At 73.5% G+C, this 17735-nt stretch carries 6 protein-coding genes; 1 reads left to right on the top strand and 5 read right to left on the bottom strand.

Annotated features, from left to right (window positions below):
• Positions 1-69 precede the first annotated feature (69 nt).
• The 5 genes from IE182_RS09045 to IE182_RS09025 all read right to left on the bottom strand — a co-directional run bounded on the left by IE182_RS09045 (position 70) and on the right by IE182_RS09025 (position 4556).
• On the bottom strand, positions 70-1278 hold the full coding sequence (locus IE182_RS09045; RefSeq protein ID WP_190109176.1) for a cytochrome P450: 1209 nt from the start codon (positions 1276-1278) through the stop codon (positions 70-72).
• Between the two features lie 56 nt (positions 1279-1334).
• Complete coding sequence (locus IE182_RS09040) at positions 1335-2132, bottom strand: ABC transporter permease (RefSeq protein ID WP_190109175.1); 798 nt, start codon at positions 2130-2132, stop codon at positions 1335-1337.
• On the bottom strand, positions 2129-3076 hold the full coding sequence (locus IE182_RS09035; RefSeq protein ID WP_190109174.1) for an ATP-binding cassette domain-containing protein: 948 nt from the start codon (positions 3074-3076) through the stop codon (positions 2129-2131). Before IE182_RS09035 ends, IE182_RS09040 begins: the two co-directional genes overlap by 4 nt.
• 33 nt (positions 3077-3109) lie before the next feature.
• Positions 3110-3946: a DUF4097 family beta strand repeat-containing protein gene (locus IE182_RS09030; RefSeq protein ID WP_190109173.1), complete on the bottom strand. Its 837-nt coding sequence runs from the start codon at positions 3944-3946 to the stop codon at positions 3110-3112.
• Between the two features lie 79 nt (positions 3947-4025).
• Complete coding sequence (locus IE182_RS09025) at positions 4026-4556, bottom strand: hypothetical protein (RefSeq protein ID WP_190109172.1); 531 nt, start codon at positions 4554-4556, stop codon at positions 4026-4028.
• A gap of 235 nt (positions 4557-4791) precedes the next feature.
• On the opposite strand from IE182_RS09025, the gene IE182_RS09020 reads away from it, so the two are divergent.
• The coding region (locus tag IE182_RS09020) for a type I polyketide synthase (protein ID WP_190109171.1) at positions 4792-17735 on the top strand (12944 nt) is incomplete at its 3' end.

Here is a 17735-nt window from a genome sequence, read left to right as displayed (position 1 = left end):
TGTGCGCGTTGTGCCGCCCCTCGCGCTCGGGTGCCCGCGGCGGAGCGACGACGGGGAACGGGCGCCCGGCTACCAGGTGACGGGGAGCCGGTGCACGCCGTAGACGTTGGACGCGGTGCGCAGCGGTACGTCCTCGGGCGGGACGGCCAGGCGCAGGCCCGGGAAGCGGGTGAGCAGGGCGGGGAAGGCGACGCGCATCTCGACGCGGGCGAGTTGCTGGCCCAGGCACTGGTGGGGGCCGTGGCCGAAGGCCAGGTGGCCGGTGGCCCTGCGGTGGACGTCGAGGGTGTCGGGGTCGGAAAAGCGCGCCGGGTCGCGGTTGGCGGCCTGGTGGGAGAGGGTGACCGTTTCCCCGGCCTTGATGAGGTGGCCGTCGATGTCGACGTCCTCCAGGGCGGCCCGGATGCCGGGGTCGGCGATGGTCAGGTAGCGCAGCAGCTCCTCGACGGCCTGGTCGGCCAGGCCGGGGTCGTCGCGCAGGGCGGCGAGCTGGCCGGGGTTGCTCAGCAGGGCGAAGGTGCCGTGGGCGAGCATGTTGGCGGTGGTGTCGAGGCCGGCGCCGAGCAGGAAGGCTCCCAGGCCCGCGAGTTCGGCGTCGGTGAGGTCGCCGTCGTGCGTCAGGTCGCTGAGCACGTCGTCGGTGGGCGCGGCCCGTTTGGCCTGGACCAGGCCGTGGATGATGTCCTGGATCGCGGTGTAGGCGGCCGCCTGCTCCTTCGGGGACCGGCTCCTGTCGGTCACGGTGAGCACGTGACGCTGGAAGACGTCGCGGCCGGCGGCCGGCACGCCCAGCAGTTCGCAGATCATCAGGGCGGGGACGGGCTGGGCGAACGCCTCCACGAGGTCGGCCGGCGGGCCCTGTCGCTCCATGGCGTCGAGGCAGTCGTTCGTGAACTGTTCGACGCGCACGGTGAGTTCGCGCATCCGGCGGACGGTGAACTTGCCCATGAGCAGGCGCCGGTAGCGGGTGTGCCCGGGTGCGTCGATGCCGCTCATGTCGCCGGGCAGCGCGGGCGGCAGGCTGCCCGGGCCGCCGGGGTGGGGCACGTGCAGCAGCTCGTACCGGGAGCTGAAGCGGGGGTCGGCCAGGATCGCACGGACGGTGGCGTAGCCGGTGGCCAGCCAGCCCACGTGGCCGTCGGGGTAGCGCATCCGCGTGAGCGGCCGCTGCCTGCGGATCTTCGCCAGCTCGGCGGGCGGGTCGAAGGGGCGGCCGGCGGTGCGGTCCAGCGGCAGCGCGGGCAGGGGCTCGTGGTGTAACGCCGGGTGCTCGGACATGGGTCCTCCTGAATGTCGTGCCGTACGGAGCAGAGGTGGTGGTGAGGAACGGCGTGCTACCGGCGCGTGCCGCGGGCGAAGGCGGTGCGCGCCCACAGGTAGCCGGCCAGGGTGAGCGCGAGGCACCAGGCCACGGCGAGGGGGCCGCTGGTGCCGATCGGGGTGCCCGTCAGCAGGCCGCGCAACGTCTCGATGACGGGCGTGAAGGGCTGGTACTCGGCGAACCACCGCAGTCCGGCCGGCATGGACTCCGGCGGGACGACCGCACTGCCGAGGAAGGGCAGGAACTGCACGGGCAGGGGCAGATTGCTGGCCGACTCCGGGGTCCTGGTCACCAGGCCGACGGCGGCCGCCGGCCAGGCGAGGGCCAGGGTGAGCAGGGTCAGCAGGCCGGCCGCGGCGAGCCACTCCGTCGGCGTCGCGCCGGGCCGGAAGCCCATGAGCACGGCGACGCACGTCACCAGCGCGATGCTCGCCATCGTCTGGATCACCCCACCGGCGACGTGGCCGGTGAGGAACGCGGCCCGGGAGACCGCCATCGTCCGGAACCGGTTGACGATTCCCTCGGTCATGTCGACGCAGACGCTCACCGCGACGCTCACCGCCCCGGAGGTCGCGGCCATCAGGATGATGCCGGGCGCGAGGTAGTCGACGTACTCGCCGTCGCCCTTCGCGTGCGGCGTGCCGGCGATGCCGGTGCCGAGGGCGCCCCCGAAGGCGTAGGTGACCAACAGCAGCATCAGGACGGGTGCGACCACGACGGAGAGTGTCATGGAGGGGTAGCGCCGGGCGTGCTTGAGGTTGCGGCGCAGCATCGTCAGCGAGTCGCCGACGGCGTGGGAGAGCGTGCTCATCGGACGCCGGCCGCCTGGGGGCCGGACCGGCCGGTGAGGGCGAGGAAGACGTCGTCGAGGTCGGGTGTGTGCAGGGTGAGCGTCTGCGCCTCGACCGACGCGCCCTCCAGGGCGTCGAGGACGGCCCGCAGGGTCGGGACGGTGCCGTCGCCGGGGATCCGCAGTGTCAGCGCCTCGGTGTCCGGGGACCCGATGCCGTCGAAGAGGGCGGCCGCGCAGGCGAGTTGCCCGGGGTCGCCGAACCGGAGGCGGATGTGGCCGCCGGGCATGCGGCCCTTGAGTTCCCCGGCCGTGCCCTCGGCGACGATCCTGCCGTGGTCGAGGACGGCGATGCGGTCGGCGAGCCGGTCGGCTTCTTCCAGGTACTGGGTGGTCAGCAGGACCGTCACGCCGTCGTCGGCGACGAGGCCGCGGACGATGTCCCACACGGTGCGGCGACTGCGCGGGTCGAGGCCGGTGGTGGGTTCGTCGAGGAAGAGGACGCGGGGGTCGCCCATGAGGGTCATCGCCAGGTCGAGCTTGCGGCGCATGCCGCCGGAGAAGGCGCCGGCCGGCTTCCCGGCCGCCTCGGCCAGTTCGAAGCGGTGCAGCAGCCCGGTGGCGCGTCGCCGGCCCTCGCGGCGGGGCAGGCGGTGCAGATCCGCCATGAGGAGCAGGTTCTCCTCGGCGGTGAGCAGGTTGTCGACCGCGGCGAACTGGCCGGTGACGCCGATCGCGGCGCGTACGCCGTCCGGGTCGTGGGCCACGTCGTGCCCGGCGACGCGGAGCGCGCCGGCGTCGGCGGGGAGGAGGGTGGAGAGGATCTGCACGGTGGTGGTCTTGCCGGCGCCGTTGGCGCCGAGCAGGGCGAAGACCGTTCCTTCGGGGATGTGCAGGTCGATGCCGTCGAGCACCGTCTTCTCCCCGTAGGACTTCCGTAAGCCGGTGGCCTGGATCGCGGTCATGGCTCGCTTCCGTGGTGGAGTGGCGGTGGGGGGTCAGGGGCGGCGGACGGTGATGTCGCCGAAGGCGGTACGGGCCCGGACCTCGACGGTCTCCCTGGAGTCCCCGGGGCCGTCGGCGGGCGTCAGTTCGCTGTGCACGGTGCCGAAGCGGGTGTTCACGTCGAGCCAGGCGGCGGTGGACTCCGGGACGCCGATGTCGAGGTCCCCGGCCGAGGTCTGGACGGTGACCTTGCCGCGCGTCACCTCGCCGATGCGGATGCCGCCGTTGGCCGAGCGGGCGTCGACCCCGGCGCGGGCCACGCCGACGGAGATGCGGCCGTTGGAGGCGTGGGCCCGCAGGTCGCCGGCGACCTCGCCGATCCTCGTCTCGCCGTTGCCGTTCTTGACCGTCGCCGTGCCGCCGAGCTCACCGATGTCGACCCGGCCCGCCCCGGTGATCTCGGCGTCGCCCCGCGCCCGGGCCAGGCGGATGTCGCCGAGGCCGGTCCGGAGCACGACCGCTCCGGCCTCGCCGACCTGGATGTCACCGGCGGAGGTCTTCAGCCGGCAGTCGCCCAGCGGTCCCTCGCAGATGAAGTCGGCCAGGGGCGAGGTGCCGTGCACCTCCGAGCCGGCCGGCAGCTCGATGCTCACGCGCAGCGATCCGGGCTTGCCGAACAGCGAGCGCTTCCGGGGGCCCTTGACCGTCAGCTTCCCGTTGGCGTACGTGACGTCGGTCTGCTCCGCGGCCCGCACGTCGGCCTCGTCCGCGCTGTTGCCCGGCAGGACTTCCACGACGGTGTCGGCGCGCTTGCCCGCACTGATCCGGGCCGTGGCGACGTCGAACTCGAGCGTGACGGTGATGGGCTGGGGCGTGTCGAAAACAGGCATGGCTGCACCGTCCTCATGGCTGTGGTGGGTGAAGCCCGCGGCTGCCGCGGGCGGGAAGGGGTGCGGGACGCCGGGGCGGCTAGCGGACCCAGCCGGTGAAGCCCTGCCGGCCCGGGTGGCGCGGCCGGCCGGCCGGACGGGCCTGACCGGCCGGTTCCAGGGCCGCGGCGGCGGCCCGTACGAGCCACGCGTTGACCGACAGGCCCTCGCGGGCCGCGGCGTCCTCGACCCGGGACTTCAGGTGGGCGGGGAGCCGGAAGTTGATGCGCGCCGTGCCGCCGTCCTCGCCGTCGACGGGGGCCGGCGGGAGCGGCGCAGGGGCGGCGTCCTCCGGCGCGCCCGCCGTGTCCGTCCCCGGCTCGTGGCCGGGCGGCGGCGTCACCACGAACTCGGGGTCGAGTCCGCGCAGTCGCACGTCGACCGAGCCCGGTGCCAGGTCGCGGGTGACCTCGTCCATGGCGGCGGAGAGCGCGTTGAGCAGCGTGAGCCGGACGGCGGACTCCAGGGGCACGGCGAGTCGCTCGGCCACGGCGCGGGACTGCTCGTCACCCGCCTCGGCGGCGGCAGTGAACTCCCGGCGGAGGGAGTCGACATAGGGCGTCAGTTCCATGGTGTCATCATGGCGCCAAGATGGCGCCATGGCAAGGGACTTTTTGGCGCCATGTGGCGCCGCCCCCGGCCCGTTTGGGATTCCCCTAGACCTCGCCCGCTACGGCTCCGGAGCGTGGCCTTTGCACCGAAACTGGGGTCGAACCGCCTCTGGCCGCGGACGGTCGAGCCGACCGCAGGTGCCGCGGGCATGTGTGCTGCTTCTTTGTTCTAGGTGTGGGTGGGTGGAGCGCAATATGGTCGAGTCCGGGCTCAACGGGACGGGGAACCAGACTGGTTCGGGGGGTTCGGCGGGGCCCGTCGACGCCGTAGCCGTCGTCGGCCTTGCGTGCCGGCTGCCGGGAGCCGCCGATCCGGCCGCCTTCTGGCGGCTGCTCAGCGAGGGCGCGGACGCGATCACCGACGTCCCCCCGGACCGGTGGGACGCGGCGGCGACGGCCGACGCCGACCCGTCCGAGCCCGGCCGGACGGACATCCGCCGGGGCGGGTTCCTCGACCGCATCGGCCACTTCGACGCCGCGTTCTTCGGGCTCTCGCCCAAGGAGGCCGCGGCCATGGACCCGCAGCAGCGGCTCGTGCTGGAACTGGCCTGGGAAGCGCTGGAGGACGCGCACACGCGCCCCGCCACGCTGCGCTCCACCCGGACCGGAGTGTTCGTCGGCGCGATCTGGGACGACTACGCGACCCTCCACTACCGCTCCGGCCTGACGGCGATCTCCCCGCACACCGTCACGGGGCTGCACCGCAGCATCATCGCCAACCGGGTGTCGTACTTCCTCGGCCTGAACGGCCCCAGCCTCACCGTCGACTCCGGCCAGTCCTCCTCCCTGGTCTCGGTCCACCTGGCCTGCGAAAGCCTCCGCAAGGGCGAATCGACGATCGCGCTCGCGGGCGGGGTGAACCTCAACATCGTCCCGGAAAGCACCCTGGGCGCCGCCAAGTTCGGCGGCCTGTCCCCCGACGGCCGGTGCTTCACCTTCGACGCCCGCGCCAACGGCTACGTCCGCGGCGAGGGCGGCGGCATCGTCGTCCTCAAGCCGCTGGACCGGGCCGTCGCGGACGGCGACCGCATCTACTGCGTCATCCGCGGCAGCGCGGTCAACAACGACGGCGGCGGCGAGGGCCTGACCGTGCCCCTGCAGGCCGGGCAGGAACAGGTGCTCCGGCTCGCCTACGAACGGGCCGGCGTCGACCCCGCCCACGTCGGCTATGTGGAACTGCACGGCACCGGCACCAAGGTCGGCGACCCGATCGAGGCGGCCGCCCTCGGCGCGGTGCTCGGCACGGGACGCGACCCCGGACAGCCGCTGCGGGTCGGCTCGGCCAAGACCAACGTGGGCCACCTGGAAGGCGCCGCCGGCATCACCGGCCTGCTCAAGACCGCACTGGCCCTACGCCACCGCGAACTGCCCGCCAGCCTGAACTACGAGACCCCGAACCCGGCCATCCCGCTGACCCGGCTGAACCTCCGGGTGCACACCGAACACAGCGAGTGGAACGACCGGAACGCCGGCCCACTGCTCGCCGGCGTCAGCTCGTTCGGCATGGGCGGCACCAACTGCCACATCGTGCTGTCGGAACACCGCACCGCGACGGCCGAGCCGGCCCCCACCACTGCCACGACGCTGCCGGACACCGCGCCGACGCCGTGGCCGCTGTCCGCCAAGACCGCGTCCGGCCTGCGCGCCCAGGCCGCCGCCCTGCTCTCGCACGCCGAAGCACACCCGGGCCTCGCCCTGCCCGACGTCGGCTACTCGCTGGCCACCGGCCGCACGGCCTTCGACCACCGGGCCGTCGTCGTCGGCGAGGACCGCGCCGACTTCCTGCGCGCCCTGCGCGAGCTGACCACCGGCGGCATCGACGCCGCACTGACCACGGGCCGCGTCGGCCCGGGCGGCCGGATCGCCTTCCTCTTCTCGGGCCAGGGCAGCCAGCGGGCCGGAATGGGCCGCGAACTGTCCGCGACCTTCCCGGCCTTCGCCGCCGCACTGGTCGAGGTGTGCACACACCTCGACCCCCTGCTGCCCAGGCCGCTGCGCGAGGTCATGTTCGCGCCCGAGGACTCCGAGGAGTCGGCCTCCCTCGACCAGACCCTCTACACGCAGACCTCGCTCTTCGCCGTCGAGGTCGCGCTGTTCCGGCTCCTGGAGAGCTGGGGCATCGCCCCCGACCTGCTGATGGGCCACTCCATCGGCGAACTGGCCGCCGCCCACGTGGCCGGCGTCCTCTCGCTCGCCGACGCCTGCGCACTGGTCGCCGCCCGCGGCCGGCTGATGCAGGCGCTGCCCACCGGCGGCGCCATGATCGCGGTACAGAGCACCGAGGAGGAGGTGCGCGCGCTCATCGGCGACCGCGAGGACCGCGTGAGCATCGCCGCACTGAACGGCCCGGACTCCGTCGTCGTCTCCGGCGACGAGGACCTCGTCACCGAAATCGCCGACGCCTGCACGGCCCTGGGCCGCAAGACCAGCCGCCTGCGGGTCAGCCACGCCTTCCACTCCCCGCACATGGAACCCATGCTCGCGGAGTTCCGCCGCGTGGCCGAGGACCTGACGTTCCACACCCCGCGCATCCCCGTCGTCTCCAACGTGACCGGCCGGCTGTCCGAGGAGTACGAGGGGTGCACGCCCGAGTACTGGGTCCGCCACGTCCGTGACGCGGTCCGTTTCGCCGACGGTGTCGCCCGCCTCGCCGAGCAGGGCGTCAGCACCTACCTTGAACTCGGCCCCGGCGGCGTGCTCACCTCCCTGGCCCGCACCTGCACGGACGGCGAAGCCGCCCGGTTCGTCCCCGCCCTGCGGGCCCGCCGCCCCGAAGCGCAGGCCCTGCTGGCGGCGGTCTCGGCCCTGCACGTCCACGGCGTGGAGCCGGACTGGCACGCTCTCTTCGAGGGGCGCGGCGGGAGCCCTGCGCGGAAGGTACCGCTGCCCACCTACGCATTCGAGCGGCAGCGGCACTGGCTGGACGACACCACGCACCCTGTTGCCACCGCCGGGTCGCCGGCCGTCCCGCAGCCGGCTGCGGTGGCCGGGACCGAGACGGGCACCGAGACCGGTGCCGACGCCGACGCCGCACCCGTGGGCGCACTGGGGCAGCGGCTCGCCGCCCTGCCCGAGCACCAGCGTGCCGAAGCAGCGCTCGACCTGGTCCGCGCGCACATCGCGGCCGTGCTGGGACACGCCGAAGCCCGCCAGGTCGAGACCGAGTGGACGTTCAAGGACCTCGGCTTCGACTCCCTCAGCTCGGTCGAACTGCGCAACCAGCTCACCGAGGCCACCGGACTGCGCCTGCCCAGCGGCCTGCTGTTCGACCACCCGACCCCCGAGGCGCTGGCCCGCCACCTCGGCTCGGAAGCCCTGGGCACGGCCACGACGGGCGTCGCCGCGCCCGGAACGACGGCCGACCCCGACGAGCCGATCGCCATCGTGGCGATGAGCTGCCGCCTCCCGGGCGACGTCCGCTCGCCGGAGGACCTGTGGCGGCTGGTGGCCTCCGGCGGCGACGCCGTCTCCGGATTCCCCACCGACCGCGGCTGGGACGTCGAATCCCTCTACGACCCGGAGCCCGGCACCCCCGGGAAGACCTCGACCCGACAGGGCGGATTCCTCCACGACGCAGCCGCATTCGACGCCGCCTTCTTCGGCATCAGCCCCCGCGAGGCCGCAGCGATCGACCCGCAGCAGCGGCTGGTCCTGGAGACCGCATGGGAAGCCTTCGAACGCGCGGGCATCGACCCGGCCACGCTGCGCGGCAGCCGGGCGGGCGTGTTCATCGGCGCGACGGCACAGGACTACGGCCCCCGGCTGCACGAGCCGGTCGAGGGCATCGAGGGCTACCTGCTGACCGGCACCACGACCAGCGTCGCCTCGGGCCGGGTGGCCTACTCGTTCGGCCTTGAGGGCCCGGCCGTCACCGTGGACACGGCGTGCTCGTCGTCGCTGGTGGCGCTGCACCTCGCGGTGCAGTCGCTGCGGAGCGGCGAGTGCACGATGGCGCTGGCCGGTGGCGTGACCGTGATGTCCAGCCCCGGCATGTTCGTGGAGTTCAGCCGCCAGCGCGGCCTGTCGGCGGACGGCCGCTGCAAGGCGTTCGCGGCCGGCGCGGACGGCACCGGCTGGTCCGAAGGCGTGGCCATGCTGCTCGTCGAGCGGCTGAGCGACGCCGAGCGCAACGGTCACCAGGTGCTGGCGGTCGTGCGCGGCTCCGCCGTGAATCAGGACGGTGCGTCGAACGGTCTGACGGCGCCGAACGGTCCGTCGCAGCAGCGGGTGATCCGTCAGGCCCTGGCCTCCGCCGGCCTTTCGCCGGCCGATGTGGACGCCGTCGAGGCGCACGGCACGGGCACGAAGCTGGGCGACCCGATCGAGGCCGAGGCCCTGATCGCCGCCTACGGGCGGGACCGCGACCACGAACGGCCGCTGTGGCTGGGCTCGCTGAAGTCGAACATCGGTCACACGCAGGCCGCCGCCGGTGTGGCCGGTGTGATCAAGATGGTCATGGCCATGCGGCAGGGCGTACTGCCGCGGACGCTGCACGTGGACGAGCCGACCCCGCACGTGGACTGGTCGGCGAGCGGGGTGCGGCTGCTGACCGAGGCAGTGGAGTGGCCTGCGGACGGCGAGGCTCCGCGCCGGGCGGCGGTGTCCTCGTTCGGGATCAGCGGCACCAACGCCCACACCATCATCGAGTACCTTCCGGCGAGCGGAGAGCCCGTACCCGACCCCGAGCCGTTCGGGGGTCCGGTCCCGTGGGTGCTGTCGGCGAAGAGCGAGACGGCGCTGCGGGAGCAGGCAACACGTCTGCTGTCCTTCATGGACGCCGGGCACGGCGCCGAGGCGGCACCGGCGGACGTGGCGTTCTCGCTGGCCACGACACGGGCCGCGCTGGAGCGCCGGGCGGCGGTCGTCGGCGAGGACCCCGCCGACTTCCGACGAGGGCTGGAGGCCATCGCCTCGGGCACGGTCCCGGCGGGCGGTGACCCCGGGGGCAAGACCGGTTTCCTGTTCTCGGGTCAGGGGTCGCAGCGGCTGGGGATGGGGCGTGAGCTGTATGCGTCGTTCCCGGTGTTCGCGGATGCGTACGACGAGGTGTGTGCGCACCTGGGTGTGGCGCTGGACGTCGAGTCGGAGGAGCTGAACCAGACGGGCGTCACTCAGCCTGCGTTGTTCGCGGTCGAGGTGGCGTTGTTCCGGCTGCTGGAGTCGTGGGGTGTGCGGCCGGATTATGTGGCCGGGCACTCGGTGGGTGAGATTGCTGCGGCTCATGTGGCGGGTGTGCTGTCGCTGGCGGATGCGGCGAAGTTGGTGTCGGCGCGTGCTGCGCTGATGCAGGCGTTGCCTGCGGGCGGGGCGATGGTGGCGGTGCAGGCCACGGAGGACGAGGTCCTGCCGCACCTGACCGATGAGGCCGGCATTGCGGCGATCAACGGTCCGCAGTCGGTGGTCGTTTCCGGTGCAGAGGATGCGGTCGTGAAGATCGCTGAGCACTTCACCCATCAGGGTCGTAAGACGTCGCGGCTGAAAGTCAGTCATGCGTTCCACTCGCCGTTGATGGATCCGATGCTGGAGGAGTTCGCCGAGGTCGTCCGCGGCCTGACGTTCGACGAGCCGCGGATCCCGGTCGTCTCCAACCTCACGGGCCGGCTGGCGGAGTCGTACACGTCGGAGTACTGGGTCCGTCATGTCCGTGAGGCGGTTCGTTTCGCCGACGGCATCCGGACCCTGCACGAGCTGGGTGTGACGACCTTCGTCGAGGTCGGCCCCGGCGGTGTGCTCAGTGGCATGACGCAGAACTGCCTGGACGAGGCCGTCACCGTGCCCGTCCTGCGCGCCGACCGCCCCGAACCGCTGGCGATCGTCACCGCGCTCGGTCAGCTCCACACCCACGGCGTCTCCCTGGACTGGAACGCCTTCTTCCCCCGTGGCAAGCGTGTCGACCTGCCGACTTATGCCTTCCAGCGCGAGCGCTACTGGCTCGATGCGCCGCAAGCAGCCGCCCTCGGCGCCCCGGGTGCCCTGGACGCCGAGTTCTGGGACATCGTCGAGAGCGAGGACCGCGAATCCCTCGGTGCCCTCCTGGGCCTGCCGTCCGCCGAGCTGGACGTGATCGCACCCAGGCTGTCCGACTGGCGTCGGCAGCGGCGTGAGCAGTCCACTGCCGACGGCTGGCGCTACCGCATCTCCTGGCAGCCGCTCGGCGACATCGGCGCCACTCCGTCGGGGACCTGGCTCTTCGCAGTCCCCGAGGAGACCGAGTGGACGGCGGCGATGCGCGCCGGGCTCGCGGAACTCGGCGTCGACCTCGTTCCGCTCGTCGTGCCCGAGGACACCGACCGTCAGGCGCTGACCCACCTGCTCGCCGATGCCGGGCAGGCTGCCGAGGGCATCGTGTTCGCCGCTGCAGGAGGGGACGCGCTCCAGCGTCTCGTGCTGTTCGTCCAGGCCCTCGGCGACGCCGGGATCGAGGCCCCGCTGTGGTGCGTGACCAGCGGCGCGGTGTCGACCGGCGCCTCGGACCCGCTCACCGACCCCCTCGCCGCACAGGTCTGGGGTCTGGGCCGGGTCGTCGCCCTGGAGCAGCCGCAGCGGTGGGGCGGACTCGTCGACATGCCCGCCGAACTCGACCCCCGGTCGTTGGAGCGGCTGGCCGGTCTGCTGACCCAGGCCGACGAGGACCAGCTAGCCGTCCGTGCTTCCGGTGTGTCGGGCCGCCGGCTGGTCCGTGCGCCGCGGAGCGCGGCAGCGGTCGACGCACCGTGGACGCCGCGCGGCACCGTACTCGTGACCGGCGGCACGGGGGCGCTCGGCGGGCACGTCGCCCGCTGGCTCGCCACTGCCGGAGCCGAACACCTGCTGCTCACCAGCCGCCGCGGCCCCGACGCCCCGGGCGCCGCCGCGCTCACGGCGGAGCTTGAGGAACTGGGCGCCCGCGTCACCGTCGCCGCGTGCGACGTGGCCGACCGGACCGCGCTCGCCGGACTGCTCGACCGGCACACCGTGAACGCCGTGGTGCACACCGCGGGCGTACTCGACGACGGCCTGGTCGAATCGCTCACGCCCGAGCGCCTGAACCACGTGCTGCGCCCCAAGGTGGACGCGGCGCTCAACCTGCACGAGCTCACCCGGGACCGTCAGGACGACCTCGACGCCTTCGTGATGTTCTCGTCGATGACCGGCGTCTGGGGCAACGGCGGCCAAGGCGCGTACGGTGCCGCGAACGCCTTCCTCGACGCCCTCGCCGAGCAGCGACGGGCGAACGGTCTGCCCGCGCTGGCCGTCGCGTGGGGCTCGTGGGCCGACGGCGGCATGGCCGACGGCGCCGCCGGCGACCACCTGCGGCGGCGTGGCGTCCGGGCGATCGCGGCACTGCCCGCAATCGCCGTGCTCCACGGCGCGCTGACCCACGGCGAGACCTCCGTGACCGTCGCGGACGTGGACTGGGACCGCTTCGTCCCGGCCTTCGCCGGCACGCGCCCGTGCCCGCTGCTGCAGGGAGTACCCGAGGCCCGCACGGCCCTCGAAGCGCTGGCCGAGGCGGCGCGGAGCACGGCAGTGCCCGCGTCCGCGCTGGTCACCCGCCTCCTGGGCGTCACACCGGGGGAGCAGGAGCGCATCCTGCTGGACCTGGTCCGCGAGCAGGCCGCCGCCGTGCTCGGCCACACCGGCAAGGGGGCCTTCGAGGCCGACCGGACGTTCCGCGAGACCGGCTTCGACTCGCTCACCGCCGTCGAACTGCGCCACAGGCTCAACGCGGCCACCGGCCTCAAGCTGCCCACCACGCTGGTCTTCGACCACCCGACGCCCACCGCACTGGCCCGCCAGCTGCGCGAGGAACTCCTCGGCCGGCACGCGCTCGAAGCGGACGACCCGCAGGCCACGGGCCGCGCGGCCGTCACTGCCGTCCCCACCGACGAGCCCATCGCGATCGTCGGCATGAGCTGCCGGTTCCCCGGCGGTGTCCAGTCGCCGGAGGAGCTGTGGGAGCTGCTGCGATCGGGCCGGGACGCGGTGTCCGGGTTCCCCACCGACCGCGGCTGGGACATCGACTCGCTCTACGACCCGGACCCCGACCGGCCCGGCAGGACGTACGCACGCGAAGGCGGCTTCATCCAGGGCGCCGACCGCTTCGACGCCGCGCTCTTCGGGATCTCGCCGCGCGAGGCCCTGGCGATGGACCCGCAGCAGCGACTGCTGCTGGAGACCGCGTGGGAGGCGTTCGAGCGCGCCGGCATCGCCCCCGCGTCCGTACGCACCAGCCGCACCGGCGTCTTCATCGGCACGAACGGCCAGGACTACGCCAACCAACTGCGCAACGCACCCCGGGAAATCGAGGGGTACGCACTCACCGGCAAGGCGGCCTCGGTGGTGTCCGGCCGCATCTCCTACGCGTTCGGCCTTGAGGGCCCGGCCGTCACCGTGGACACGGCCTGCTCGTCGTCCCTCGTGGCGCTGCACCTCGCAGGCCAGGCGCTGCGCAGCGGCGAGTGCTCGATGGCCCTCGTCGGCGGTGTGACCGTGATGACCACGCCGGACATGTTCGTGGAGTTCAGCCGCCAGCGCGGGCTGTCGCCGGACGGCCGTTGCAAGGCGTTCGCGGCCGGGGCCGACGGCACCGGCTGGGGCGAAGGTGTCGGCCTGCTGCTCGTCGAGCGACTGTCGGACGCCGAGCGCAACGGTCATCAGGTGCTGGCGGTCGTGCGTGGCTCCGCCGTCAATCAGGACGGTGCGTCGAACGGTCTGACGGCGCCGAACGGTCCGTCGCAGCAGCGGGTGATCCGTCAGGCCCTGGCCTCCGCCGGCCTTTCGCCGGCCGATGTGGACGCCGTCGAGGCACACGGTACGGGCACGAAGCTGGGCGACCCGATCGAGGCGCAGGCCCTGCTCGCCACCTACGGCCAGGGCCGGTCCGAGGAGCAGCCGCTGTGGCTGGGCTCGGTCAAGTCGAACATCGGTCACACGCAGGCGGCCGCGGGTGTGGCCGGTGTGATCAAGATGGTCATGGCCATGCGCAACGGCGTGCTCCCGCAGACCCTGCACGTCGACGAGCCGACCTCGCACGTGGACTGGTCGGCGGGCGCGGTGCGGCTGCTGACCGAGACGGTGGAGTGGCCCGCGGGCGACCTTCCGCGCCGGGCGGCGGTGTCCTCGTTCGGGATCAGCGGCACCAACGCCCACACGATCATCGAGGAGGCGCCCGTCGCCCCGGCCGTCGAGCCGGCCGGGGAAGACCGTCCCGCGCCGGTGAGCGGGCCCGTGCCGTGGGTGCTGTCGGCGAAGAGCGAGACGGCGCTGAGGGCGCAGGCGGAGCGCCTGCTGTCCGTCGTGGACGCCGACGTGCCGCTGGCCGACGCCGGATTCTCGACGGCGACGACGCGATCGGTGCTGGAACACCGGGCTGCGGTGGTCGGCACCGACCGGGACGAGCTCCGGGCGGGGCTGGCTGCTCTCGCCGCCGGCGAACCGGCGGCGAACGTCGTGGCCGGGCGTGCCCGCACGGCGGACAAGGTCGGTTTCCTGTTCTCGGGCCAGGGGTCGCAGCGGCTGGGGATGGGCCGTGAGCTGTACGAGGCGTTCCCGGTGTTCGCGGCCGCGTACGACGAGGTGTGCGCACATCTGGATCAGCCGGTCGACGTCGGTTCGGAGGAACTGAACCAGACCGGCATGACCCAGCCTGCCTTGTTCGCGGTCGAGGTGGCGCTGTTCCGGCTGCTGGAGTCGTGGGGTGTGCGGCCCGACTACGTGGCCGGTCACTCCGTGGGTGAGATTGCTGCGGCTCATGTGGCGGGTGTGCTGTCGCTGGAGGACGCGGCGAAGCTGGTGTCGGCCCGTGCCCGGCTGATGCAGGCGCTGCCTGCCGGCGGTGCGATGGTGGCGGTGCAGGCCACCGAGGACGAGGTCCTGCCGCACCTGACCGACGAGGCCGGTATCGCGGCGATCAACGGCCCGCAGTCTGTCGTGATCGCCGGTGTGGAGTCCGTGGCGCTGGAGATAGCCGAGATCTTCAAGGCGCAGGGGCGCAAGACCTCGCGGTTGAAGGTCAGTCACGCGTTCCACTCGCCGCTGATGGACCCGATGCTGGAGGAGTTCGCGGCAGTCGTCCGCGGCCTGACGTTCGACGAGCCGCGGATCCCGGTCGTCTCCAACCTCACCGGCCGGCTGGCGGAGTCGTACACGCCGGACTACTGGGTCCGGCACGTCCGTGAGGCGGTCCGTTTCGCCGACGGTGTGCACACCCTGCACGGCCTGGGCGTGACCACCTTCGTCGAGATCGGCCCCGGCGGTGTCCTCAGCGCGCTCGCCCAGGGCTGCCTGCCCGAGGACGCCGACGCGGCCACCGTGCCCGTCCTGCGCGCCGACCGCCCCGAACCGCAGGCGATCGTCACCGCGTACGCCCAGCTGCACGTCAGCGGCGTCGGAGTGGACTGGCACGCCTTCTTCCCCGGCGCCCGCCGCGTCACCCTGCCCACCTACCCCTTCCAGCGCGAGCGCTACTGGCTCGACGCACCCGCCGCGGTCGGCGACATGCGTGCGGTGGGCCAGGGCGAGGCCGGTCACCCCCTGCTCGGTGCCGCCGTGCCGCTGGCCGACGGTGACGGGCAGCTGCTCACCGGCCGGCTCTCCCTGCACACGCACCCATGGCTCGCCGACCACGCCGTGGACGGAGTCGTCCTCCTGCCGGGCACCGCGTTCGTCGAACTGGCCGTCACCGCGGCCGACGCCGTCGGCTGCGACCTGCTCGACGAACTGACGCTGGAGACCCCGCTGTTCGTGCCCGAGCGCGGCGGCGTCGCCCTGCAGGTGCGCGTCGGTGCCGACGACGGCTCGGGCCGCAGGCCGGTGACCGTGCACTCGCGGATCGACGACGGGGACGAGTACGAGTCCGGCCGGCCCTGGGTCCGGCACGCCTCCGGCACGCTGACCGGCGCCACGGGCCCCGTGGACGGCTCGCTCGCCGCGTGGCCGCCCGCAGGGGCCGAGCCGCTCGACGTCGACGGGTTCTACGGCCGGCTCGCGGGCATGGCGTTCGACTACGGCCCTGCCTTCCAGGGGCTGCGTGCCGCCTGGCGGAGCGGGGACGACTTCTTCGCCGAGGTCGAACTGTCCGGACCGGAGCAGACGGGCGCGGGCGCGTACGGTCTGCACCCGGCGCTGTTCGACGCGGCCCTGCACACCGTGTGGCTGGGTGCGGTCGCACCCGAGGCCGGAACGGGCCACGGGCTGCTGCCGTTCGCCTGGAGCGGCGTGCGCCTGGCCGCCACCGGGGCAGCCGCCCTGCGCGTGAAGGTCTCGCCCGCCGGCACCTCCACGGTGTCGCTGGTCCTGGCCGACGGCACCGGCGAGCCCGTCGCACGGATCGACTCGCTGACCCTGCGTCCGGTCCCCGCCGATCAGCTGCGCAGCGGCTCGGGTGACGGCGACTCGCTCTTCGGCCTGGAATGGACTCCGGCCGGCCTGCCGTCCGTGACGGACGCCATGACGATCGTGACGTACGAGGATCTCGCCGCTCTGCAGGCGCTGGACTCGGTGCCGGACGCCGACGCCGTGGTCGTGCCGTGCCCGGCGGGTGCCGCCGCGGACACGGCCACCCGGGTCCGCGAGGTCACCGACGAGGTCCTGGCGCTGGTGCAGTGGTGGCTGGCCGAGGACCGTCCGGCCCGTCTGGTGCTGGTCACCGGCACGGACGACTTGGCCCAGGCGGCGGTCCGCGGGCTGGTGCGCTCGGCACAGAGCGAGAACCCCGGCCGGATCGTGCTGGTCGGCGCCGACGGCGACGCCGATCTCGGCCGGCTGCTGCCCGGCGTGATCGCCTCCGGTGAGCCGCAGGCCGAGATACGCGCGGGTGAGGTGCGTGTGCCGAGGCTGGCCCGTATCGCCGCCGCGTCGGACGCCGTGTCGGACGCCGTGTCGGACCTTCCCGGCCTCGGCTGCGGCACGGTGCTGCTGACCGGTGCCTCGGGCGGGCTGGGCGCACTGTTCGCCCGGCACCTCGTCTCCGAACACGGTGTGCGCAGCCTGCTGCTGGTCAGCCGCCGCGGCGGGGACGCACCCGGCGCGGCCGGGCTCGCCGCCGAACTGACCGCGCAGGGCGTCGATGTCACCTGGGCCGCCTGCGACGTCGCCGACCGTGACGCCGTCCGTGACCTCCTGGCGGGCCGGCAGGTGTCGGCGATCGTCCACACCGCCGGCGTCCTGGACGACGGCGTCATCGGCTCGCTGACTCCCGAGCGGCTGGACGGCGTGTTCCGCCCCAAGGTCGACGCGGCGCTGAACCTGCACGACCTGGCCGCGGAACTGGCCCCGGACCTGGTCGCGTTCGTGCTCTTCTCGTCGGTGGCGGGCACCCTCGGCACACCGGGACAGGGCAACTACGCCGCCGCCAACACCTTCCTCGACGCTCTCGCCGAGCACCGCCGTGCCCAGGGCCTGCCCGCCACCTCGCTGGCCTGGGGCCTGTGGGCGCAGGACAGCGACAGCGCGATGACCAGCAGCCTCGACCACACCGATCTCGCGCGCATCAAGCGCATGGGTCTGGCCGCGATCCCGTCGGCGGAGGGCCTGCGGATGTTCGACGCCGCCCTCACCACCGGGCGGGCGGCCGTGGTCCCTGTCCGGCTCGACACCTCCGCGTTCCGGGACGGCCAGGGGCAGCCCGTGCCGCCGGTCCTGCGCGGCCTGATCCGGGTCGCACCGGCTCGGCGCACCGTAGCCGCCACGGAGCGGGCGGCATCGTCCACCCTCGGGCAGCGGCTCGCCGGGCTGCCGGAGGCCGAGCGCGAGCAGGCGGTGCTGGACCTGGTGCGTACCGAGGTCGCCGCTGTGCTCGGGCACGCCGATGCCCAATCGGTCGGCGCCGACGACTCGTTCAAGGACATCGGGTTCGACTCGCTGACCGCCGTCGAGCTGCGCAACCGCCTGAACGCGGCCGCCGGCCTGCGCCTCCCGGCCACGTTGATATTCGACTACCCCAATCCGCTCGTCCTCGCCCGTTTCCTCACCACCGAGGCCGTGGGCACCGACGAGGCGGCCGCAGTGACGGCCACCGCCTCCACCGCAGGCGCTGCGGCCGATGAGCCGATCGCGATCGTGGGCATGGCCTGCCGCTATCCCGGTGGCGTGCAGTCGCCGGAAGACCTGTGGCGTCTGGTCGCGTCCGGTGGCGACGCGGTGTCCGGCTTCCCCGA

It is taken from the genome of Streptomyces cinnamoneus (genome assembly GCF_014650495.1).
GTDB lineage: Bacteria > Actinomycetota > Actinomycetes > Streptomycetales > Streptomycetaceae > Streptomyces > Streptomyces cinnamoneus.
This window is presented reverse-complemented; position numbering and strand designations above follow the sequence as displayed.

What these genes read in the sequence shown, in the direction of transcription:
- IE182_RS09045 (WP_190109176.1), bottom strand. Translation starts at nt 1,278, where the DNA reads ATGTCCGAGCACCCGGCGTTACACCACGAGCCCCTGCCCGCGCTGCCG.
- IE182_RS09040 (WP_190109175.1), bottom strand. Translation starts at nt 2,132, where the DNA reads ATGAGCACGCTCTCCCACGCCGTCGGCGACTCGCTGACGATGCTGCGC.
- IE182_RS09035 (WP_190109174.1), bottom strand. Translation starts at nt 3,076, where the DNA reads ATGACCGCGATCCAGGCCACCGGCTTACGGAAGTCCTACGGGGAGAAG.
- IE182_RS09030 (WP_190109173.1), bottom strand. Translation starts at nt 3,946, where the DNA reads ATGCCTGTTTTCGACACGCCCCAGCCCATCACCGTCACGCTCGAGTTC.
- IE182_RS09025 (WP_190109172.1), bottom strand. Translation starts at nt 4,556, where the DNA reads ATGGAACTGACGCCCTATGTCGACTCCCTCCGCCGGGAGTTCACTGCC.